Source organism: Cupriavidus nantongensis, from assembly GCF_041726985.1.
Lineage (GTDB): Bacteria > Pseudomonadota > Gammaproteobacteria > Burkholderiales > Burkholderiaceae > Cupriavidus > Cupriavidus nantongensis_A.
In genome coordinates this window covers 1,519,049-1,539,996 of record NZ_CP168302.1, presented here as the reverse complement: position 1 = coordinate 1,539,996, position 20,948 = coordinate 1,519,049, and the positions used below count along the sequence as shown (strand labels likewise).

The following is a 20,948-nucleotide window of genomic DNA, read 5'->3' as shown; positions in this document are numbered from 1 at the left end:
GCCGTCCGCGGGCGGCATCAACCGGCCAGGTGGACCTTCAGCAGCGCATTGAAGTCGTTGGCCTTCTCCATCTGGCTCATGTGGCCAGCGTCGGGGAAAACCTTGACGCTGGCCCCCGGCGGCGCGGCTTCGGCATGTTCGGCGGGGATGATGCGGTCCTGTCCGCCCCACACCACCAGCACGCGCTTGCCACTGTTGGCCAGGCGCTGGCCCGGCTGCTCGCGTTGGCGGCCGCCGCCGAACAGGCCCTGACCCAGCGCGGTCAGCGCCTCGTCGACGCCATCGAGCCGCTTGTAGCGCAACAGGTCGTCCAGCATCTGTCGGCTGACCAGCCCCGGATCGGCAAACAGCAGTTCGACTACGGGCTTGAGCTCGCGCCGCGACTGCGCCTTGACGAAGCCATCGGTATAGTCGCTGTTGACGGCATCGCCGAAGCCCACCGGCGACACCAGCGCCACCGACAGCACCCGCTGCGGCGCATCCACCGCCAGTTGCGCGGCCACGCCGCCGCCCATCGAATGCCCGACCAGATGCGCCGCCTCGATCCCGGCCTCGTCCATGAAGCGCGCTACAAAGCCGGCCATCTGCGCCAGCGTCGTGCCCGCGAGCCGCGGCGACGACTGTCCGTGGCCGGGCAGGTCGAGCGCCACAACGGTGTACGCATCGGCCAGGGGATCGAGGTTGAACAGCCAGTTGTCCAGGTCGCCGCCAAATCCATGGATGAAGAGCACGGTCTGGGTGCCGTCGCCCTTGCGGGCATAGCGGACCCGGATGCCGTCGACCTCGGCGAACTGGTACGCGGCGGCAGCGTCCTCGTCGCCGCCGTCGTCCGCCGGCGTTTCATAAGCCGCCACGTATTCATCGATCTGCGCATCGCTCACCTCCGCAGGGGCCAGCACGCCAAGCAGCGCCTTGACCGGCAGCACGTCGCCGGCCTGCGCCACCTTGCGGCGCAGCGTGCCGGCGTCGGGCGCCTCCACCGCGTTGGCGATCTTGTCGGTTTCCACATCGAGGATCGGCATGCCCACCGTGATCTCGGTGCCTTCGTCGACCAGCCAGGCATTGACGGTGCCCTCCTTCATCGACAGGCCCCATTTGGGCATCACGATCGGGGTAATTGCAGGCGTGGCCATCAGTGCTTGCCTCCCTTCACGGTCTTGCGCGCGGCATTGGCGATCTGTGCCGCACTGGGGATATACAGGTCTTCCAGCGTGGGCGAGAACGGCACCGGCGTATGCGGCGGGCATACCATCTCTATGCCGGCCTTGAGCGCGCCGAAGGCCTGCTGCGCGACCTGCGCGGAGATATCGGTAGCGATATTGCAGCGCGGGCTGGCCTCGTCAACCACCACCAGGCGGCCGGTGTTCTCGACCGACTCCAGCACCGTGTCCATGTCCAGCGGCGACAGCGTGCGCAGGTCGACGATCTCGGCCTCGATCCCTTCCTTGGCCAGCGTCGCCGCCGCTTCCAGCGCGCGATGCACCATCAGCCCGTAGGTGACGATCGACACGTCCTTGCCATCGCGCACGATATTGGCCTCGCCGAACGGGATCGCATAGGCGCCTTCCGGGACATCGCCTTCCAGGCCATAGAGGTTCTTGTGCTCGCAGAAGATCACCGGGTCGTTGTCGCGGATCGCCTGGATCAGCAGGCCCTTGGTGTCGTACGGCGTGGACGGGCACACCACCTTCAGGCCGGGGATATGCGTGAACAGTGGCGTCAGCATCTGGCTGTGCTGCGCGGCGGCGCGGAAGCCCGCGCCGATCATGGCGCGGATCACCACCGGGGTCTCGGCCTTGCCGCCAAACATGTAGCGGAACTTGGCGGCCTGGTTGAAGATCTGGTCGAAGCAAACGCCCATGAAGTCGATGAACATCAGTTCCGCGATCGGGCGCATGCCGCACGCCGCGGCGCCGATGGCGGCGCCCACGTAGGCGGATTCGGACAGCGGCGTATCCAGCAGCCGGTCGCCGTGCTTGGCATACAGGCCCTTGGTCACGCCCAGCACGCCGCCCCACGCGTCCTTCTCCCCATCCGCGCCGGCGCCGCCGACGATGTCCTCGCCCAGCATGATGACGCTGGGGTCCCGGGTCATTTCCTGGTCGATCGCCTCGTTGATCGCCAGCTTGATGCTCAGTTTGCGAGCCATGCCTGTCTCCTGATAATTGGTTTGCGCGTGGCGGATCAGTAGCTGACGTAGACGTCGGTCAGCAGGTCTTCCGGGCCCGGCTGCGGCGCCGCCTTGGCTTCCTGCACGGCGTGGTCGATCAGCGCGGCGACTTCGCGGTCGATCACGTCGAGCTCTTCGCGCGCGACCACGCCGGCCTGCGTCACGGTGCGGCCGAACAGCTTCAGGCAATCCTTGTTGGCGCGGATGTCGTCGAGTTCGCCGGCGGCGCGGTAGGTCTGCGCATCGCCTTCGAAGTGGCCGTAGAAGCGGACCATCTTGCATTCGAGCAGCGACGGGCCGCCGCCCTCGCGCGCGCGGCGGATGACTTCGCCAGCGGCTTCGTGGACCGCGAAGAAATCGGTGCCGTCGACAGTCACGCCCGGGATGCCGAAGCCGGCGGCCCGATCGACGTAGCTGTCCACCGCGGTGCCGTAGTCGCGCGAGGTCGATTCGGCGTAGCCGTTGTTCTCGATCACGAAGATCACCGGCAGGTTCCATACCGCGGCCAGGTTCAGGCTTTCGAGGAAGGTGCCCTGGTTGGAGGCGCCGTCGCCGCAGAACGTAATGCCGACCTCGCCCTTGCCGCGGAACTTGGCCGCCAGTGCGGCGCCGCAGATCAGCGGCGCGCCAGCGCCGAGGATGCCGTTGGCGCCCATCATGCCCTTGGACAGGTCGGCGATATGCATCGAGCCGCCCTTGCCGTTGCACGAGCCGCCTTTCTTGCCGTAGATCTCCTTCATCATCGCCACCGGGTCGACGCCCTTGGCAATGCAGTGGCCATGGCCGCGGTGCGTGCTGGCGATGCGGTCGCCGTCGTGCAGGTGATGCAGGATGCCGACGCCCGCGGCTTCCTCGCCCGCATACAGGTGGACGAAGCCAGGGATGTCGCCGCGCGCGAAGTCCACGTGCAGGCGTTCCTCGAAATCGCGGATAGTGCGCATCTTGCGGTACACCGTAAGCAGCGTCTCTTTGTCGAGCGGCAGCGCGGCATGTTCTTGTGAAGCTCTGGCTGTCATGTCTGTCTCCTTCGTTTTCAGGTGTTGCACTTCAAGAAAATCGGGGCCGGGCGTGCTCAGGCCAGGGCGTGCTGCGGCACGCTGCGCATCAGGTGGTGGCGCGCCGCGTGGCGCATGCAGGCAGCGACGTCGATGCTGCGAAAGGCGTGGTCGTGCAGCGTGACGGTGACTTCGTCGTCCGGGCCGAAGGTCAGCTCGCGCTCGCCGTCCAGCGCGACCACGCCGCTGCGTTGGCGCACGCGATGGGGGCGGCCGTGCGCCAGCCGCTGCCAGCCGGCAATTGGCACGGTGCACATCAGGCCTGGCGCAATCGGCGCGCTCAGTTCGAATTCGCCCGCGCCCGGCGCGGCCAGTTCGATGGCAAGGCCGCCAGCTTCACGCCGACCCACAGGCTCGAGCAAGCCGGCGATCGATGACAGCCCGATCGCTTCGGGATCGGCAAACGACACGTAGACCGCGGCCAGCGTGTCGGTCTTCCACAGCGCGCGCGCGCCGATGAAGTGTTCGTGCGAAATCACCGCATCGACCAGCGCGATGTCGCGGCGGAAGTTGCCATTGCCGTCGCGGATGACGATGTCCAGGCGCTTGTTCGATGCCAGCGCCTGGCTGGCGGGAATACGGCCGGTGGCATAAAGGCCGGTGGCGAGCCCGGTGACGGTGGGTTCGCGCATCTCGGGGTAGGCGTTGTTGGTCCCGGTCGACAGGCCCGCGATCGGCACCGCGCCGCACTCGCGCACCACGGCGCGGTGGGTGCCGTCGCCGCCCAGCACGATGATGGCGGCGACGCCCGCATCCGCCATGCAGCGCGCGGCGTGCAGCGTGTCGTCGACGCGCGAGGCCACCGGCATGTCGAGATACGCGACCTCGGGCAGGCTCGAGTCCGGGCCCTGGCGATGCGCCAGGTGCCGCGCCAGCATGACGCGCAGCCCCTCGCGGTCGGGCATCATCAGCACGCGCCGCACGCCGCACGATGACAGTGCGGCCAGCAGTCGCAGCACGATATTGACGCGGTCAGCCAGCTGCAGGCTGTTGGCGTTGGCGATCACGCGGCGGATGTCGCGCGCCGAAACCGGATTGGCGATGATGCCGACCAGCGGCGCATCGGCGAACCTTGGCTGCCCCATTGCCTGTCTCCTGTGTTGTCGTTGTCGTGACAGGCGACTTTGCAATGGCTGTGCCAGTGGCCGAATGGCGTCGGGGCGGCGCAAAGCGGGTGTTTGCGGTGCCCTGGCTTCAGGGATAACCCGCAAAAATCGGTGCCGCTTCGGCCAGGCGAGCGGCAGCGGCGGACGTCAGGGCGAGACAGGTGTCACAGTACAGGTGTACGGACTGGACACGCGTAACGTCTCATCATCGGCGTCGCCGCACGCCTGGCGAAAGCCGACGTCAAGAGAAATCGGGAAGACGAAAGGCCGCGAACGGCTTCGCAGAAACGGGTACGCTCGGCAGCCGCGCCAGCGCTGCCGGCTTCTTTCCACGGCGTAGTGCTACGACTGCTCCCCGCCGTCGCGCCGGTTAGGCGACTGGATGCCGTAGCGCTCCATGCGCCGGTACAGCGTCATGCGGCTGATGCCGATCTGGCGCGCGACCGCGCTCAGGTTCCAGCCCGAGGCGCGCAGGTACTGCATCAGCAGCATGCCCTCGGGGGGCAGCTGGTGCGGGTCGAACGGGGCGGCGGTGTCGTGGTCGGGGGCGCTATCGACCGGTGCCGGCTGGGCCGCAACGGCAGCTGGTTCGGCGGTGCGGGCGACGGCATCGGGCAGGTCGTGCACATCGATATAGCCGCCGCTGCAGACCGCGCGCGCGTACTCCAGCACGTTGCGCAGTTCGCGCAGGTTGCCCGGCCAGCGGTGGCGGCGCAGCCGCTCGCTCGCCGCCGGTGACAGCGTCACCGGTTCGCCCGCGCCTTCCTGCAGCAGCTTGCGCACCAGCCAGTCCAGGTCGGTGCGGGCGCGCAGCGGCGGCAGTTCGAAGCGAGCGCCGTTGAGGCGGTAGTAAAGGTCCTCGCGGAAGCGGCCTTCGGCCACCAGCTGTTCCAGGCGATGGTGCGTGGCCGAAATCACGCGCAGGCGTACCGGCACCGGGCGCGCGGCGCCCACCGGCAGCACCTCGCCCTCGGCCAGCACGCGCAGCAGCCGCGACTGCAGCTCGCGCGGCATGTCGCCGATCTCGTCCAGGAACAGCGTGCCGCCGTCGGCCTCCTGGATCAGCCCGCGCTTGCCGCGCGAGCCGGCGCCGGAGAAGCTGTTGGGCAGGTGGCCGAACAGCTCGCTCTCGATCAGGGTCTCCGGAATCGCCGCGCAGTTGACCGCGACAAAGGGCCCGGCGCGGCGCGCGCTGGCCTGGTGCAGCGCCTTGGCGAAGAACTCCTTGCCGCTGCCGGTTTCGCCCTGGATCAGCAGGTGGATCGGCGAATCAACCAGGCGCGCGGCGCGCTCCAACTGCTGCGCCAGCGCGGCATCGCCGCCGCTGAGCGCGGCCAGCGGCGCCGGCATCGCCACCTGCGCCGGTGCCGCGGGCGCCTGCCAGCCCAGCGCGGGCGGCATCACGCTCAGGTACAGCAAGCCGCCGCTGCGGTTGAGCGCGACCAGGCGCTGCTCGCTGGGGCGCGAGTAGACATAGCGGCCCAGGTCTTCGAGCCGGGCGTCGAACAAGGCCTCGAACGGTTGCCCCAGCACGGTCGCGCCCAGCATGCCGGCCAGTTCGGTCTCCAGCATCAGGCGGGCACGATGGTTGTGGCCTACGATGCGGCCGGCATCGTCGAGCGCGAGCAGGTATTCCGGGTTGACGTCGACGAACTCCGGCGCGACGTTCAGCTTCAGGATCCAGTCGCGCCGGTGCGCGCGCAGGAAGTTGGCGTTCTCGATATGCGCGGCATAGATGCGCACCATCTGGAGCGCCAGGCCCTGGCTGTCCTTGGCCTGCGGCGAGACCAGCGCCGAGATGTCGAGGATGGCGTGCAGCTTGCCATGCGTGTCGAACAGCGGCGCCGCGGTGCAGGTCAGCGGAATATGGGTGGCGTCGAAATGGTCGGCCTGGTGCACGGTCAGCGCCTGCCCGGTGACCAGCGCGGTGCCGACCGCGCACGTGCCGGCGCCGCTCTCGCTCCATTCCGCGCCAAGGTAGAGACCGGCGTGGCGCAGCGCGGCATCGGCGTGAGTATCGCCGATATAGTCGACCGTAACGCCCTGCGCATCGGTCAGCAGCACCACGTAGCCCAGCGCAGCCACCTGCGCGTGCAGGCTCTGCAGGCCGTGGCGGGCGATGCGGGCGAAGTCGTCGATGCGTTCCTGGTGTTCGCGCAGGCGCGTCTGCGGCAGGATGCGCGCCTCCTGCATGCGCGACGGGTCTAGCCCGTACTGGTGCACGCAGCGCCGCCATGAATTCTGGATGATCGCGTCATGCGCGATGCGGTCCGCGAGCAGGGCTGGCGGGGATAGGTAGGCGGTGGCCTGGACCACCGTCTCGATGTGCTCGCGTTGCCGCAGGTCCATCGCTGTCTCCTGTCGTCGCTGCCCTCGGCCCCGGGATTTTGCTTGGGGGCGGCGGATCGGGCGGACTATGCGGGCGCGTGCCTGGGTGGGCCACGCCTCTGTCTGGTGTCGGCCTTCTAATGTATCCGAGCGCCTCGGCACTGTGCAAACCAGAACCGGCAGGAAATGAGAGACAGCGGAAAGACAGCGGCCGGCGCACGCCGCAAGTGCGGCGTGCGTCATACCGGAAACGGCTCAGGGCGCGGCGTTGGCCTTGAGGTCGCGCGCGGCAGCCGCGGCAATCTCGAACGATCGCAGCCGCGCCTGGTGGTCGAAGATCTGCCCGGTAATCATCAGCTCATCCGGGCGCAGGTCATCGACAAAGCGCTGCATGCCGGTGCGCACGGCCTCCGGATCGCCCACCACCGAGCAGGCCAGCGAGCGCCGGATATGGTCGGCCTCGCTCTCGTTCCACAGCGCTTCGATATCGTCGACCGGCGGGCGCAGCTGCCCCGGCGTGCCGCGCACCAGCGCCAGGAACTGCTGCTGCAGCGAGCTGAACAGCCGGCGCGCCTGGTCTCCGGTATCGGCCGCGAACACATTGAGGCCCAGCATCACGTAGGGCCGGTCCAGCGTTTCCGACGGGCGGAAGGTGCGCCGGTACAGGTCCAGCGCCTGGCGCATGAAGCCCGGCGCAAAGTGCGAGGCAAAGGCGAACGGCAGCCCCATCGCCGCGGCCAGCTGCGCGCTAAACAGGCTCGAGCCCAGCAGCCAGATCGGCACCTTCAGGCCCGCGCCGGGCACCGCGCGCAGCCGCTGGCCGGGGCGCACGTCGTCGAAATACGCCTGCAGCTCTTCCACGTCCTGCGGGAAAGTGTCGGCGCTGTCGCTGGCCAGATGGCGCCGCAGCGCGCGCGCGGTGGCCTGGTCGGTGCCGGGCGCCCGGCCCAGGCCCAGGTCGATGCGGCCCGGATAGAGCGAGGCCAGCGTGCCGAACTGCTCGGCAATCACCAGCGGCGAATGGTTGGGCAGCATCACGCCGCCGGAGCCTACGCGAATGCTTTGGGTGCCGTTGGCCACATAGCCGATCAGCACCGCGGTGGCGGCGCTGGCGATGCCCGGCATGTTGTGGTGCTCGGCCAGCCAGTAGCGGTGGTAGCCCAGCTGCTCGGCATGGCGCGCCAGGTCCAGCGAGTTGCGCATGGCCTGGCCGGGATCGCTGCCTTGCGGGATGGGAGCGAGGTCGAGGACCGAATAGGCGATGCCGTTGCCGGCGGGGAGAGAGTCGCGGTTCATGTCGTGGTCGGGCGGGCGGCGCACGCCACACGAGCGCCGCCCGCTGCAATGCGGATGGTTCGCTATGGTAGTGAGCCTGCGCCGATCGTGCTGGCGGCGGCTTTGCGGCCCTGCGGGCGGCGTGGGTATCGCCGGGCGCGGTGGGGCCACAGCGGGGAGCAAGGATTGAGCCGGGCGCCGCTTGCCCTTACCATTCAGCCCGATGCGAAGGAACGATCGATGACTCTCAAGACACTGGACGGCGCGCTGGCCCTGCTGACCCACTTCACCGTGCGCCAGCCCACCTGGGGTGTGCGCGAGCTGGCCAAGCACAGCGGCGTGCATTACGCGGTGGTGCACCGCGTGCTGGCCACGTTCGCCGCCAACGGCTTCCTGGTGCAGGACGCGGCCACCGGCAAGTATTCGCTGGGGCTGCGGCTGTTCGAACTGGGACAGGTGGTGCGCAAGAGCTTCTCGCCGGACGAGATCGTGCGACCGGTGCTGGAGAAGCTGGCCGCGCAGAGCGGCGAGACCGTATTCCTGTCGTGGCTCGACGGCCATGAAGGCCTGTGCGTGGGGCTGGTGCACAGCCAGCACCAGCTGCGCTTTTCGATCGAGCTGGGCGAGCGCTTCCCACTGTATGCCGGCGCGCATGCCAAGGCCATGCTGGCGTTCCAGGATGAGGCCTTCCGTGACGAGGTCTACCGCCAGGGCGTGGCACGCATGGGTCCGCATACCACGCTGGAACGCGAACGCATCGAGCAGCAGCTGGCCGAAGTGCGCGAGCGCGGCTGGGCGCATACGCGCGAGGAAGCCGCGGCCAGCGTCGCCGGCCTGGCCCTGCCGCTGTGGTCGCGCGACCGCAGTGCGGTGGTGGGATCAGTCGCCATCGCCGGGCCGCAGCAGCGGCTGGACGATGCCGCCGTGCCGCGGCTGCTGGAAGCGCTGCGCGACGCCAGCGGCCGGCTGGAAGACGTGATCGGCTTCGTGCGCTAAGACCAGCGCAGCGCGCGCTCACACCAGCAGCGCCCTGCCCACTTCACCGCCCAGCACGCGCTTGCCAAGCGCGTGTCCCAGGGCCCGATAGCTTTCCCATTGCGCCTCGTCGAAGAACTGGTCGCCGGTGCCCTCCTGCGGGAAGTCCGGGTGCGTGGCGCCATAGTGCCGCACGTCGGCCGGCGCCCATGACACCAGCCGCGGCTTGATCAGCACGATGCGGCAGACGCGCGCGCGCGGCGCCGCGCAGGCCGGGTCGGTGCGAAACACGTCGAGCAGCACCGCGCATTTTTCGGCGGAGGCGGCGCTGGCCGGCTGACCCGGCACGAAATCGTCCGGCACGCCGAAGACGCGGCTCAGCACCGGATGCGTGGTGGCGGCCTCGGTATCGACGACGATCTCCAGGCCATGATCGATGCGCGCCAGGCGGATCAGGTTGGCCAGGTCGCCGAAGCGATAGTCGGGATCGGCCCCGCAGTCGCACAGCACGATCAGCGCGACGTTCCGGCCCGGACGCAGCAGCTCGTAGACACCGGTGTTGTCGAAATGGCCGCCGTCCGACAGGTACTGCCAGCCGCGCCGCGTGCCATGGAAGCGCGCGCTCAGCTCGCATCCGAGGTAATACTGCGTGCGGAAGATGCCGGCGGCCAGCCATGGGTGCGTGGCGCGTTCGGGATGGCGCCAGCGCTCGCCCTCGCGCCCGCCGCGGCGCGCGTAGCGGGCCGGGAACGACGGCCACCACGTGCCCAGCCGCAGGTTGGCCAGGCCAAGCAGCAGCGATGTGCCGAGCGTGGTGGCGCGGCCCAGCCCGGTGGACACCGCCGCGCCCGAGATCGCAATCCAGTCACCCACCGTCAGCGCTTGCGCCAGCTTGCCTGACGACGGCCATGACACATCGGGGCAGCACTGCCAGCCATCGACGGTGAAGCGCGCATAGGCGTCCGGCGCGATTGCGCCTGCCGCGCCCGGCTGCGGCAGTCCCGCACCGGGTGCCAGGCACAGTGGCTTGCCCTTGCGGTCGCGCTGGACCAGCTGCTCGGCCGGATCGACGGTCAGGTTCAGCGTCACGTTGATCAGGTGCAGCGGCGCCAGCACGTGCGGATCGTAGTAGGCGTTGAGGCTGAGCTGGTCGCCGGGCACTGGCTCGGCCACGCTGAAGCGCGCGCGCCGGCGCCGGTCCGCCGCCGGATCGGGTTCGGGCGCGGCAAAGCGCTCGCCATTGGACGCGCCCAGGTAGGCGCGCGTGAGGCGTGCCGCGTAGAAGGGTTGCAGCGTGGACAGGTTCAGGAAGCCGGTAAAGCGGCCGGCGACCAGCGCCAGCACCAGCGCCACGGCCGTCAGCGTGGCCAGCGCCGGGCCGGTGTAGGCCGTGCCATACACCAGCCAGTCGACCGGCTCGCGGCCATTCCAGCGCACCCACAGCACCAGCCACGACCACAGCACGTACAGCAGCAGCGCAAGCACCGCCGCGGCCGCCCCGGCCAGCAGCGAGACCGGCAGGCGTGCCCACAGTGCGCGCCAGGCAGTCCCGGCACTGCCCTTGCGGCCTTCGTCGAGCCGGCGCGCGCCGTAGCGCACCAGCCAGACCAGCACGCCCAGCGCGCTCGCGGGCAGCGCCACGCCCCACGGATGGCCGGCGGCCTGCGCATACAGGTAGGTGGTGCGCGCGACGGTATCGGCCACGCCCAGTGCCACCAGCCACAGCGTCAGCGTGACCGCCGTGCGCAGCGCACGCGTGGCGCGCACGCGATAGCCGGACACCGTGCGCGGCTCGCCCTGCAGCATCACCAGGCAGGCCAGCACGCCCAGCCAGGTCAGCACGCCCAGCGCGGCAAAGAGCTGCGCTGGCAGCGGCTGCGCACCGATCCGTTCCGACCAGTACGCGGCAGCGAGCAACAGCAGTCCCAGCAGCGTGGCCACCATCGGCGCGGGGCTGAAGAAGCGCCCCGGCGCCTGCGGCTCGCTGGCGCGCGGATAGACCAGCCAGTACGCCAGCCCGGGCGGCACCGCGCCTAGCACCACCGTGACCAGCGGCAGCCACAGCAACGGGCTCCACCAGATCGCGCATTCGCCCTGGTTGAAGGCCTGCCGCGCATCGTGGAGCAGGTCCATCTCATAGCGTCCAAAGCCGTACCACGCGCCCGCCGCGCCGTGCAGCAGCAGCGCCAGCAGCGACAGCAACACCAGCAGCGCGCTGCCGATCACGTAGTGCATCGCCAGCCAGTTGCGCGCTACCAGCGCGGCGGCATAGAGGTTGTCGCCCGCGCCCGTGGGCGACAGGTAGCGGCCGTTCTCGCGCAGCCACGCGACCGCGCCTCGGCCGGGATCGGCGGCATAGGAGACCGAGGTGTGGATGCGGCCGGGCGGCTCGCATTGCAGCGTGTGGTAGGCGTCTGCCGCGGCCTGGACCGGGCCGGTGCCGCGGCGCAGGCGACCGGGCACGAACAGGCTGACGAAGAAGGCGCCGAGGTAGCCGCCGCCGCTGACGGTCGACAGGTAATCGAACTGGGCCAGCAGCGAGGCCAGCCCGGGAACGGTCTGCGCCGAGGCGGCGGTGCTCGCCGCGGGCGTCTGGGGCGCGCCGCTGTCCGGTGTCGCCGCGGTCGTGTCTGCCGGCATGTCGGTGCCGGCCATCGCCTGCATCACACCCAGGCAGAACGTGGCGCTGCGAATGCCGCCGCCGGACAGCGCCAGCGCCCAGTGGCGCTGCCCCTCATGCGTGCGCGGCGCGATGCCGAGCAGGCGGCGGCGGTGCGCGATGCGGGCCGCTTCGTCGCCGTAACCGTGGTCTTCCGCAGCCATGGGCGCCTCCCGTAGCAGTCGGCCTGCGCCAAGTATAGGCAACGGCGCATGGACGATATTCGCCCGGATCGCGGAGACGACTGCGCGTTAACCCTGATTGTTGCGGGTGAGAGCGAGGCCTAGCATTTCCCTGTATCAGAGACGTTGTCTCTTAAATAGAGACATATGCAATTCGAGGTTCAGCTCGGCAATGCTCAAGACCCTGGACGGCGCGCTGGCGCTGTTGACCCACTTCACCGTGCGCCAGCCCAGTTGGGGGGTGCGCGACCTGGCGCGCCATAGCGGCGTGCACCACGCCGTGGTGCATCGCGTGCTGGCCACCTTTGCCGCCAACGGCTTCCTGGTGCAGGACGCGCAGGGACGCTACGCGCTCGGGCTGCGCTGGTTCGAGCTGGGACAGGTCACGCGCAAGACCTTTTCACCGGCCGAGGTGGTGCAGCCCGCGCTCGAGGCACTGGCGCGGGAATGTGGTGAAACCGTGTTCCTGTCGTGGCTGGACGGTGACCACGGCCTGTGCACGGACATCGCGCACAGCCAGCACCAGTTGCGCTTTTCGATCGAGGTGGGCCAACGCTTCGCCCTCGACGCGGGCGCGCATGCCAAGGCCATGCTGGCGTTCCAGCCGGAACCGTTCCGACGCCGGCTTGGCGGCGACGCGCCCGGGCTGGAAGCGCGGCTGGCGCAGGTCCGCGCCGACGGCTGGGCCTACACCTGCGAGGAATCCGCCGCCACGGTGGCCGGGCTGGCGCTGCCGCTATACCACCGCGACAGCCAGGCGGTGATCGGATCGCTGGCCATCGCCGGTCCGCTGCAGCGGCTGACGCCCGACGCGGCGCCGCGCTGGCTGCAGGCGCTGCGCACGGCGCGCAGCACCATCGGCCCGGTGGCCGGTTTCATGCGCTGAGCGGGCGCCAGGCATCACACACAACAGACAAAACCAGACAACACTACGGGGAGCGGTGGAAGACATGACCATGCCAACACAACTGAACGCGCCGATGGCGGCGCAGCCTGCGACACGGACGCGTTTCATGGAGCCCTTGCTGCTGCTGGTCTCCGTGGGGCTGTCCGTGTTCGGCGCCATGATTGGCATGCAGCTGATCGTGTCGCTGGGGATCTCGGCCAATACCTCGATCATCGGCGCGCTGATCGCGATCGTGTTCTCGCGCATCCCGCTCGAGGTCACGCGGCGCTTCCGCGTGCTGGAGCGGCAGAACCTGGTGCAGACAGCAATCTCGTCGGCCACCTTCGGCGCCGCCAACTCGCTGATGATCCCGATCGGCGTGCCGTACGCGATGGGCATGCCCGAGCTGGCCACGCCGATGCTGATCGGCGCGGTGATCGCCATGTTCGTCGACGGCGCGATGCTGTACTTCCTGTTCGGCAGCAAGATCTTCCCGGCCACCGGCACCTGGCCGGCCGGCATCGCCACCGCCGAGGCCATCTGGGCCGGCGACCGCGGCGGGCGCAAGGCGGCCTTCCTGGGCCTGGGCATTGCCGTCGGCGTCGGCGGTGCGTGGCTGGGCGTGCCGATGTCCGCGTTCGGCGCGGCGTTCCTGGGCAACCTGGCGGCGCTGACCATGTTCGGCATCGGCCTGCTGGTGCGCGGCTATTCGGTGGCGCTGACCGGCATCGATATCGCCAGGGCGTATATCCCGCACGGACTGATGATCGGCGCGGGCATCGTCGCGCTGTTCCAGGTGGCGCACGAGATCCGCCGCGCGCGCCATGTCCCGGTCGCCGCGGGCACCATCGAAGTCCCGGCCGCGCGCGCCAGCCGCATCCTGTCGGGCGGCTTCCTGGTCTACCTGGCGATCGCGCTGCTGATCTCGGTGCTGGCCGGCCATATCTCGGACATGTCGCTGGGCATGCTGGTGCTGTTCGTGCTGTACGCCGCCTTTGCCGCCTATGTGCACGAGCTGATCGTCGGCATCGCGGCGATGCATTCAGGCTGGTTCCCGGCCTTCGCGGTGGCGTTGATCACGCTGACCATCGGCATCCTGATCGGCTTCCCGCCGACGGCGCTGGCGGTGCTGGTAGGGTTTTCGGCCGCAACTGGGCCGGCGTTCGCCGACATGGGCTACGACCTCAAGACCGGCTACCTGCTGCGCGGCGAAGGCCGCGACATGGAGGCCGAGCTGGCCGGGCGCAAGCAGCAGTTCCTGGCCGCGATGATCGGCTTTGCGGTGGCGGCGGTGGTGGTGCTGGTGTTTCACGGCAGCTTCTTCGCGCAGGGCCTGATCCCGCCGGTGGACCGCGTCTACGCGGCCTCGATCAAGGCGGGCTCGTCGGCGGAGATCGCCCGCAACCTGATGATCTGGGCCGTTCCCGGCGCGCTGCTGCAGTGGCTCGGCGGCTCCAAGCGCCAGCTCGGCATCCTGCTTTCCACCGGCATGCTGATTGCCTCGCCGCTGGCCGGCTGGGCGGTGCTGGCGGGCCTGGCGATCCGCTTCGTGCTGCAGCGCCTGCGCGGCGACAGGCACGTGGCCGAGATGAGCGCCTTCGCCGGCGGCGTGATCGCGGGCGACGCCCTGTTCAGCTTCTTCGGTTCGGTCACCAAGCTGAAGAAGTAAGTCATCCCTGCGGGCGCAGGCGCTGCGCCCCTCTGTCATTTCCCGAGACGTTCCATGGATATCCAGGCAATCCGCGCCGACACCCCGCTGACGGCGTCCACCATCTATCTCGACACCGCCGCGGCCTCGATCCCGCCCGACGCCGTGCTCGACACCGTGCGCAGCTACCTGCTCGACACCGGCCATGTCGGCATCTACCTGCCGGCATTCCGCAAAGAGACCTATGCGCGCGTCGAAGCCGTGCGCGCCACGCTGGCCGCATGGCTGAACTGCGCGGCCGACGAGCTGGCCTTCACCAAGAACGCCACCGAGAGCATCTCGATCGTTGCGCGCGGCATCGCCTGGCAAGCCGGGGATGAAGTGCTGGTGGCCGACACGGAGATGCTGAGCAACCTGCTGCCGTGGCGCCGGCTGGAGCAATCGCACGGCATCGTGGTGAAGATGGTGGCGGCCAATGCCGAAGGGCTGCTGTCGCCCGAGGCCTTCGCCGCTGCGATCACTCCGCGCACGCGCCTGCTGACCTTCTCGCACCTGCCCAATTCAACTGGCGCGGTGCAGCCTGCCGCGCAGATCTGCGCGGTGGCGCGCCAGCACGGCGTGCTGTCGCTGGTCAACGGTGCGCAGAGCGTGGGCATGCTGCGCTCGGACGTCGCCGAACTCGGCTGCGATTTCCTCGCGGGCTGCGGCCGCAAGGCGCTGCGCGCGACGGAAGGCTCCGGCTTCCTGTATGTGCGCCGCGAACGGATCGCGCAGGTCGAGCCGATGCTGGTGGGCTGGTGGAACGGTGCCTATGACCGCGCCACCGGCGCGTTGTCGCTGGTAGCGGGCGCAAAGCGCTTCGAAGCGGGCTGCCCGATCGTGCCGGCCATCCTGGGCCTGGGCACCGCCATCGACTACGCTGCCGCGATCGGCATCGGCGCCATCGAAGCGCGCGTGCGCGACCTGACCGAGTATGCGGTGGCAAAGCTGTCGTCGATTCCCGGCTTCGAGCTGTATGGTCCGGCCGACGTGGCGCACCGCATCGGCATCGTGCCGTTCAACGTGCGCGGCGTCGACCCGGCCCGCATCGTCGCGGCGCTGGAGGCGCAGCAATGCATCATCGAAGCCGGCAACTTCATGGCCGACGCCATCCTGGCGCTCTACGGCGTGTCGACCATGGCGCGCGTGTCGCTGCACTACTTCAACACGCACGACGAGATCGACCGCGTCGCCGCGCTGGTGCGCGCGGCGATCGCCTGACCTGATACCTGAACCGACGGAAACGCAAGACATGACCCAACGCATCCTCCTGATGAGCAGCTCGCGCAAGGACAACCTCGGCTACCTCGAGCACGCCGGCGAGCAGATCCACACGCTGCTGAAGCACGAGCCGCGCAAGGTGCTGTTCGTGCCGTTCGCCGGCGTGACCTTCAGCTTCGATACCTACGAGGGCATGGTCAGGCCGGTGTTCGAAAAGCTGGGCTACGCGCTGGAATCGATCCATCACAGCGCCGATCCGCTGCGCGCCGTGCAGCAGGCCGAGGCCATCGCGGTCGGCGGCGGCAACACCTTCGCGCTGCTCAAGCGCCTGTACGACGCCGGCATCGTCGACGCGATCCGCGTGAAGGTGCGTGCGGGCACGCCATACGTGGGCTGGAGCGCCGGCAGCAACGTCGCCTGCCCGACCATCCGCACCACCAACGACATGCCGATCGTGCAGCCGCCGTCGCTGCGCGCGCTGGGCCTGGTGCCGTTCCAGATCAACCCCCACTTCATCAGCGGCAAGCCCGCCGGGCACAACGGCGAAAGCCGCGAAGAGCGGCTGGCGGAGTTCCTGCACATCAACGCGCCGGAGCAAGTGTTTGCGCTGCCGGAAGGCTCGGCGCTGTATTCCGATGGCACCACCGGCACCGTGCTGGGCGAACGCCATGCGCTGTGGTTCCCGGCGGAAGGGCAGGTCGAGACGATTCGCGAGGGCGAGGCGTTCGCACTGTCGAAGATCACCGGGCCGGCGGGCATGCAGGACTGGCCGGGCTTTGCCGTCTGATTTGCCTGAACCGCTGATGCACTGACGCCGGGCCCCGACCCGGCCACAACAATCAAGAATCCCCGTGGGCCGCGTTGCGCCGCCCGCGCGGCCCCCTTTTGCCTTCCGGAGGAGAACACAAAAATGAGCCCAACCCTTTGCCGTGCCATGCGCCTGGCATGTCCAGCGCTGCTGGCCCTGCCCGCCACCACCATGGCCCAATCCGGCGTCACGCTGTATGGCGTCATCGATACCGCGCTGACATACCAGACCCATTCCAACCCCGCCGGCGACGCGCAGGTTGGCCTGCAGCAGGGCGGCGAAGGCTTCCTGTCCGGCAGCCGCTTCGGCCTGAAGGGGGTCGAGGACCTGGGCGGCGGCGTAAAGGCCGGCTTCGTGCTGGAGAACGGTCTGCTGGCCGATACCGGCCGGCTCGACCAGCAAGGCCAGCTGTTCGGCCGCCAGGCGTACGTGAAGATCGGCAACCGCTGGGGCGAGCTGGCGCTGGGCCGGCAGTACACCACCGCCAACACCATGCTGTACTACGTCGATCCGCTCGGCGTGGGCGCGGCGCCGTCGAATGCGTGGATGGTCTACCTGACCGGCCAGCGCTACGACAACGCCGTCAGCTATACCGGCAATTTCGGCCCGGTGTCGGTGATCGCCGAATACGCGCTGGGCGAGACCGCGGGCAACACCCGTGCGATGTCATCGATGTCGTTCGGCGTCAAGTACGCGGCCGGTCCGATCACCGCCGTCGGCGACTTCCAGCAGACCCGCGACAGCCAGAGCCGCAACGCCAACCTCTACCTGGCGGGCCTGAAGGCCGCGGTCGGCCGCGCCAGCCTGTTCGCCAACTATATCCACAGCGACCGCGACCCGGGCTTCGACGCGTCCAGGGGCGGCACCGATACGGCCACCATCACCAGCATGTCTACCGCGGCCACGCCGGCCAACCGCGCGGCGATCAGCTCGGTGTTCGGCGGCAGCCGCCACGACGACTTTTTCACGCTGGGCGCGAGCTACGCCGTGACCGGCAACGTCACCCTGACCGGCAGCGTGATGCACAACCGCACCCGCGCCGACAACTTCAGCGGCAACCGCACCACCGCGTATGCCGTGGCCGGCTACGCCTTCAGCAAGCGCACCGACGCCTACCTGGCGCTGGCCTATGACCGCGTCCACGGCGACTGGTCGGGTCTGTTCGGCAACAACACCACCAGCTGGACCGGCGGCAGCGGCACGCCGCTGGACGGGCGCGACACGCAGACCACGGTGATGGTCGGCCTGCGCCATCAGTTCTGATCGATTTGTAGAACGCCCCGCCCGCGCCGCGCGGCCGGGGCAAACTTTGGAGAAAGCCATGGCCCTGCAGCAGACGCTGGTCATTCACGAAGCCCTGGACAGCCCGCACGCCAACGGCGCGCTCGTCAGCGAACTGTTCGCGCCGTACGCCGACGCTGGCGTATCGGTGCAAGTCACCACGGTCAACAACGCGCCGCCCGAGAACACGGCCAACACCACCGACTTCATTACCATCGTGATCCCGGGCAGCGCCGGCAAGCGCGGCGGCGGCAAGGCGCCGACGCTGGGCGTGATCGGCCGCAACGGCGCCATCGGCGCTCGCCCGGAACTGGTAGGGCTGGTGTCGGATGCCGATGGCCCGATCGGCTGCCTGGCGGTGGCGCTCAAGCTGGCGCAGATGAAGGCGCGCGGCGACCACGTGGCGGGCGACGTGATCGTGACCACGCACCTGTCGACCAATGTCTCGATGGTGCCGCACGACCCGGTGCCGTTCATGGGCATGCCGGTATCGTCCGACACCATGAACGACTACCAGGTGCTGCCGGAAATGGATGCGATCCTGTCGATCGATGCGTCCAAGGGCAACAGCATCGTCAAGCACCGCGGCTTTGCGATCTCGCCGACGGCGATGCAGGGCTATATCCTGCGCGTGGCGCCGGACCTGGTGGCAACCATGGAATCGACCACCGGCTGCCCGGCGGTGACCTTCCCGATCTCGCTGCAGGACATCACGCCGTACCACAACGGCCTGTACCACTTCAACAGCATCATGCAGCCGCACGTGGCCACCCAGGCGCCCGTGGTGGGCGTGGCGGTGACGGCGCAGTCGGTGGTGTCGGGCAGCGCGACCTCGGCCAACCACGAGATCGACATCGCCGAGGCGGTGCGCTTCTGCGTCGAAGTGTCCAAGCGCTTCGGTGCCGGCAAGTGCCAGTTCTTCAATGCCGCCGAGTGGCAGAAGATCCGCGCGATCTACCCCGACCTGTCGGTGTTCCAGACCGCCGGCAAGCGCTGAGGCCCGCGGCTTAGCGTGCCGTCGCCTGGCCCGGTCCGGGATGGGTGACGGCGGGCGGCACGGTGGCGCCGTGCCGCCGCTTCCATTCGTCGAAGCCGCCGGCCAGCGCCCAGGTCCTGGGATAGCCGGCCACCCGCAGGCGTTCGGCCAGCAGCGCCGCCGACATCTCGTTCGGGCAGGCGCAATAGACCACGATGTCGGCTTCGGCGGGCGCCACGCCGAGCGCATCGAGGCTGTCGAGCGCGCCCTGCATGCCGAGCACCATCGAGCCGGGAATGCGCTCCATCGGCACGTCGCCATGGGCGCGCACGTCGATCACCACCGGCAGCGCGCCGGCCAGCCGGCGCGATTCCAGCTCATCCACGCTCATGCGCGGCACGCGCCTGGTGATGCGCAGCAGCCGCAGGCGGCGCCACGAGCGCCATGCCAGGAATACCAGGAAGGCCCCCACCACCGCCACCAGCGCCATATGGCCGTAGGTGCTGAAGCCCTCGAGAATGGCATCGATGAAGTCGCTGAACACCACGCCGATCAGTAGCCCGCTGCCCGCCCACACCAGCGCGCCGAGCGCATCGTAGAACAGGAACACCGGCAGCGGCGTGCCGGTCATGCCGGCCATCGCGGTCGACAGCGCGCCGGCCCCCGGCAGGAGCTTGGCGACCACCAGCGAGCGCGGCCCCACGCGCAGGTACAGCGACTGGGTCTGGCGGATGCAGGAATCGGGCGAGATCGACACCTTGCAGATGGTGCGCAACATCGGCTGGCCCAGCCGGCGCCCGGCGAAGTACCAGCCGGTATCGGCAATCAGGCAGGCAACGATGACCGCGGCCAGCACTGCGCCGATCGACGGCCCGGTCTCCTGCACGCCCAGCGCGCCGGCGACGAACAGCATCGGATAGGCCGGCACCGGCAGGCCGGCCTGCTCGACCAGCACGTTCAGGAACACCAGCATCAGCCCGTGGTTTTCCAGCAAGGCCTGTAACTCTCCCACCGCTCTCTCCCCCTTTGGTTCAGGACGCCAGTGTGCCAGCCGGCGGTTCGTCGTGGCGTGGAAGCTTTGCATGGTCGCTTCAAATTGACTGAGTGAATCACTCGGCATGTGACTTACGTTGTCCTACAACATACGCCCCTTCACGACTGTCATTCCCGCGCAGGCGGGAACCCAGTGGCTTCAAAGACGCTGGATTCCCGCCTGCGCGGGAATGACATTAGTGTTTGAGCTGACGCCCGTGGAGGCCCTTGTACCGCTCCCGGTTAACCCGGGGTACGCCGCTGCCCTATTGCCTTCGTCATTCCGTTGTCGTACGATGACTGATAACTCGACTGACCTGCCACGCCGCAGTCAGCCGCCTCTGCCACCCCGGGCCACCGGCCCGCCCTGGACTGCCGCAATGCTCGCACCCAACGAACTCAAGCAAATCGTCTCCGAAGGCCTGCTGTCCTTCCCCATCACCGACTTCGACGCCCAGGGCGACTTCGCGCCGAAGCCCTACGCCGCCCGCCTGGAATGGCTGGCCCCCTACGGCGCCACCGCGCTGTTCGCGGCCGGCGGCACGGGCGAGTTCTTCTCGCTGACGCCGCAGGACTACTCCGCCGTGGTCGACACCGCCGTGCGCACCTGCGCCGGCAAGGTGCCGATCCTGGCCGGCGCCGGCGGCCCCACCCGCACCGCCATCGCCTATGCGCAGGAAGCGCAGCGCCTGGGCGCCGCCGGCGTGCTGCTGCTGCCGCACTACCTGACCGAAGCCAGCCAGGACGGCATTGCCGCCCACGTGGAAGAAGTCTGCAAGGCGGTCGATATCGGCGTGATCGTCTACAACCGCGCCAATTCGAAGCTCAATGCCGACCAGCTGGCCCGCCTGGCCGGGCGCTGCCCCAACCTGATCGGCTTCAAGGACGGCGTGGGCGACATCGAAGCCATGGTCAGCATCCGCCGCAAGCTGGGCGACCGCTTCTCCTACCTGGGCGGCCTGCCCACCGCCGAGGTCTATGCCGCGGCCTACAAGGCGCTGGGCGTGCCGGTGTATTCGTCGGCGGTGTTCAACTTCATCCCGAAGACGGCGATGGACTTCTACCGCGCCATCGCCGCGGACGACCATGACACCGTGGGCCGGCTGATCGACGACTTCTTCCTGCCCTACCTGGCCATCCGCAACCGCAAGGCCGGCTATGCGGTCAGCATCGTCAAGGCGGGCGCGCGCCTGGTGGGCCGCGACGGCGGTCCCGTGCGCGCGCCGCTGACCGACCTGACCGGCGAGGAGATGGAAATGCTGGGCGCGCTGATCAACAAGCTCGGCCCGCAGTAACGCAGCACGCGG

Annotated in this window: 16 protein-coding genes; 8 read left to right on the top strand and 8 right to left on the bottom strand. The window is 69.1% G+C overall.

What is annotated here, in order from left to right:
- Positions 1 to 17 precede the first annotated feature (17 nt).
- The 6 genes from ACEI37_RS06675 to ACEI37_RS06650 form a co-directional block, all read right to left on the bottom strand.
- Positions 18 to 1,133 carry an acetoin dehydrogenase dihydrolipoyllysine-residue acetyltransferase subunit gene (locus ACEI37_RS06675; protein WP_373375986.1) on the bottom strand — a complete coding sequence of 372 codons (1,116 nt, stop codon included), beginning with the start codon at positions 1,131 to 1,133 and terminating at the stop codon, positions 18 to 20.
- Positions 1,133 to 2,149 (bottom strand): alpha-ketoacid dehydrogenase subunit beta, encoded by a 1,017-nt coding sequence (locus tag ACEI37_RS06670; RefSeq protein ID WP_373375985.1) that lies wholly within the window; start codon positions 2,147 to 2,149, stop codon positions 1,133 to 1,135. Before ACEI37_RS06670 ends, ACEI37_RS06675 begins: the two co-directional genes overlap by 1 nt.
- 35 nt (positions 2,150 to 2,184) lie before the next feature.
- Positions 2,185 to 3,186: a thiamine pyrophosphate-dependent dehydrogenase E1 component subunit alpha gene (locus ACEI37_RS06665; RefSeq protein ID WP_373375984.1), complete on the bottom strand. Its 1,002-nt coding sequence runs from the start codon at positions 3,184 to 3,186 to the stop codon at positions 2,185 to 2,187.
- A 56-nt stretch (positions 3,187 to 3,242) separates the two neighbouring features.
- A complete protein-coding gene (locus ACEI37_RS06660) occupies positions 3,243 to 4,310 on the bottom strand; it encodes an ATP-NAD kinase family protein (protein WP_116297255.1) in 1,068 nt (355 codons plus the stop codon).
- 363 nt (positions 4,311 to 4,673) lie between these two features.
- Entirely contained in the window at positions 4,674 to 6,680 is a 2,007-nt protein-coding gene (locus ACEI37_RS06655; RefSeq protein ID WP_373375983.1) for a sigma-54-dependent Fis family transcriptional regulator, read from the bottom strand.
- A gap of 234 nt (positions 6,681 to 6,914) precedes the next feature.
- Positions 6,915 to 7,955, bottom strand: coding sequence for an LLM class flavin-dependent oxidoreductase (locus tag ACEI37_RS06650; protein WP_373375982.1), 1,041 nt, complete (start codon positions 7,953 to 7,955; stop codon positions 6,915 to 6,917).
- A gap of 219 nt (positions 7,956 to 8,174) precedes the next feature.
- Here ACEI37_RS06650 and ACEI37_RS06645 point away from each other — a divergent pair, with 219 nt between their 5' ends.
- A complete protein-coding gene (locus tag ACEI37_RS06645; RefSeq protein ID WP_116297252.1) occupies positions 8,175 to 8,930 on the top strand; it encodes an IclR family transcriptional regulator in 756 nt (251 codons plus the stop codon).
- Positions 8,931 to 8,948: 18 nt separating this feature from the next.
- Here ACEI37_RS06645 and ACEI37_RS06640 read toward each other — a convergent pair whose 3' ends face one another.
- Positions 8,949 to 11,732: a hypothetical protein gene (locus ACEI37_RS06640; protein WP_373375981.1), complete on the bottom strand. Its 2,784-nt coding sequence runs from the start codon at positions 11,730 to 11,732 to the stop codon at positions 8,949 to 8,951.
- Positions 11,733 to 11,922: 190 nt separating this feature from the next.
- Here ACEI37_RS06640 and ACEI37_RS06635 point away from each other — a divergent pair, with 190 nt between their 5' ends.
- The 6 genes from ACEI37_RS06635 to ACEI37_RS06610 all read left to right on the top strand — a co-directional run bounded on the left by ACEI37_RS06635 (position 11,923) and on the right by ACEI37_RS06610 (position 18,630).
- Positions 11,923 to 12,636, top strand: a complete 714-nt coding sequence (locus tag ACEI37_RS06635; RefSeq protein ID WP_373375980.1) for an IclR family transcriptional regulator — start codon at positions 11,923 to 11,925, stop codon at positions 12,634 to 12,636.
- A gap of 64 nt (positions 12,637 to 12,700) precedes the next feature.
- Entirely contained in the window at positions 12,701 to 14,305 is a 1,605-nt protein-coding gene (locus ACEI37_RS06630; protein WP_373375979.1) for an OPT/YSL family transporter, read from the top strand.
- Positions 14,306 to 14,359: 54 nt separating this feature from the next.
- Entirely contained in the window at positions 14,360 to 15,544 is a 1,185-nt protein-coding gene (locus ACEI37_RS06625) for an aminotransferase class V-fold PLP-dependent enzyme (RefSeq protein ID WP_373375978.1), read from the top strand.
- Positions 15,545 to 15,575: 31 nt separating this feature from the next.
- Positions 15,576 to 16,331, top strand: a complete 756-nt coding sequence (pepE, locus tag ACEI37_RS06620) for a dipeptidase PepE (protein WP_373375977.1) — start codon at positions 15,576 to 15,578, stop codon at positions 16,329 to 16,331.
- Positions 16,332 to 16,454: 123 nt separating this feature from the next.
- Positions 16,455 to 17,615: a porin gene (locus ACEI37_RS06615; RefSeq protein WP_373375976.1), complete on the top strand. Its 1,161-nt coding sequence runs from the start codon at positions 16,455 to 16,457 to the stop codon at positions 17,613 to 17,615.
- 58 nt (positions 17,616 to 17,673) lie between these two features.
- Entirely contained in the window at positions 17,674 to 18,630 is a 957-nt protein-coding gene (locus ACEI37_RS06610) for a DUF1177 domain-containing protein (protein ID WP_373375975.1), read from the top strand.
- A gap of 10 nt (positions 18,631 to 18,640) precedes the next feature.
- On the opposite strand, the gene ACEI37_RS06605 is transcribed toward ACEI37_RS06610, so the two are convergent.
- Positions 18,641 to 19,621 (bottom strand): DedA family protein/thiosulfate sulfurtransferase GlpE, encoded by a 981-nt coding sequence (locus ACEI37_RS06605; protein ID WP_373375974.1) that lies wholly within the window; start codon positions 19,619 to 19,621, stop codon positions 18,641 to 18,643.
- A 400-nt stretch (positions 19,622 to 20,021) separates the two neighbouring features.
- On the opposite strand from ACEI37_RS06605, the gene kdgD reads away from it, so the two are divergent.
- A complete protein-coding gene (kdgD, locus tag ACEI37_RS06600; RefSeq protein ID WP_373375973.1) occupies positions 20,022 to 20,936 on the top strand; it encodes a 5-dehydro-4-deoxyglucarate dehydratase in 915 nt (304 codons plus the stop codon).
- Positions 20,937 to 20,948: the final 12 nt, after the last annotated feature.

Excerpts from the sequence above, each read along its gene's own strand:
- ACEI37_RS06675 (WP_373375986.1), bottom strand. The coding sequence starts at position 1,133 with ATGGCCACGCCTGCAATTACCCCGATCGTGATGCCCAAATGGGGCCTG.
- ACEI37_RS06670 (WP_373375985.1), bottom strand. The coding sequence starts at position 2,149 with ATGGCTCGCAAACTGAGCATCAAGCTGGCGATCAACGAGGCGATCGAC.
- ACEI37_RS06665 (WP_373375984.1), bottom strand. The coding sequence starts at position 3,186 with ATGACAGCCAGAGCTTCACAAGAACATGCCGCGCTGCCGCTCGACAAA.
- ACEI37_RS06660 (WP_116297255.1), bottom strand. The coding sequence starts at position 4,310 with ATGGGGCAGCCAAGGTTCGCCGATGCGCCGCTGGTCGGCATCATCGCC.
- ACEI37_RS06655 (WP_373375983.1), bottom strand. The coding sequence starts at position 6,680 with ATGGACCTGCGGCAACGCGAGCACATCGAGACGGTGGTCCAGGCCACC.
- ACEI37_RS06650 (WP_373375982.1), bottom strand. The coding sequence starts at position 7,955 with ATGAACCGCGACTCTCTCCCCGCCGGCAACGGCATCGCCTATTCGGTC.
- ACEI37_RS06645 (WP_116297252.1), top strand. The coding sequence starts at position 8,175 with ATGACTCTCAAGACACTGGACGGCGCGCTGGCCCTGCTGACCCACTTC.
- ACEI37_RS06640 (WP_373375981.1), bottom strand. The coding sequence starts at position 11,732 with ATGGCTGCGGAAGACCACGGTTACGGCGACGAAGCGGCCCGCATCGCG.
- ACEI37_RS06635 (WP_373375980.1), top strand. The coding sequence starts at position 11,923 with ATGCTCAAGACCCTGGACGGCGCGCTGGCGCTGTTGACCCACTTCACC.
- ACEI37_RS06630 (WP_373375979.1), top strand. The coding sequence starts at position 12,701 with ATGACCATGCCAACACAACTGAACGCGCCGATGGCGGCGCAGCCTGCG.
- ACEI37_RS06625 (WP_373375978.1), top strand. The coding sequence starts at position 14,360 with ATGGATATCCAGGCAATCCGCGCCGACACCCCGCTGACGGCGTCCACC.
- pepE (WP_373375977.1), top strand. The coding sequence starts at position 15,576 with ATGACCCAACGCATCCTCCTGATGAGCAGCTCGCGCAAGGACAACCTC.
- ACEI37_RS06615 (WP_373375976.1), top strand. The coding sequence starts at position 16,455 with ATGAGCCCAACCCTTTGCCGTGCCATGCGCCTGGCATGTCCAGCGCTG.
- ACEI37_RS06610 (WP_373375975.1), top strand. The coding sequence starts at position 17,674 with ATGGCCCTGCAGCAGACGCTGGTCATTCACGAAGCCCTGGACAGCCCG.
- kdgD (WP_373375973.1), top strand. The coding sequence starts at position 20,022 with ATGCTCGCACCCAACGAACTCAAGCAAATCGTCTCCGAAGGCCTGCTG.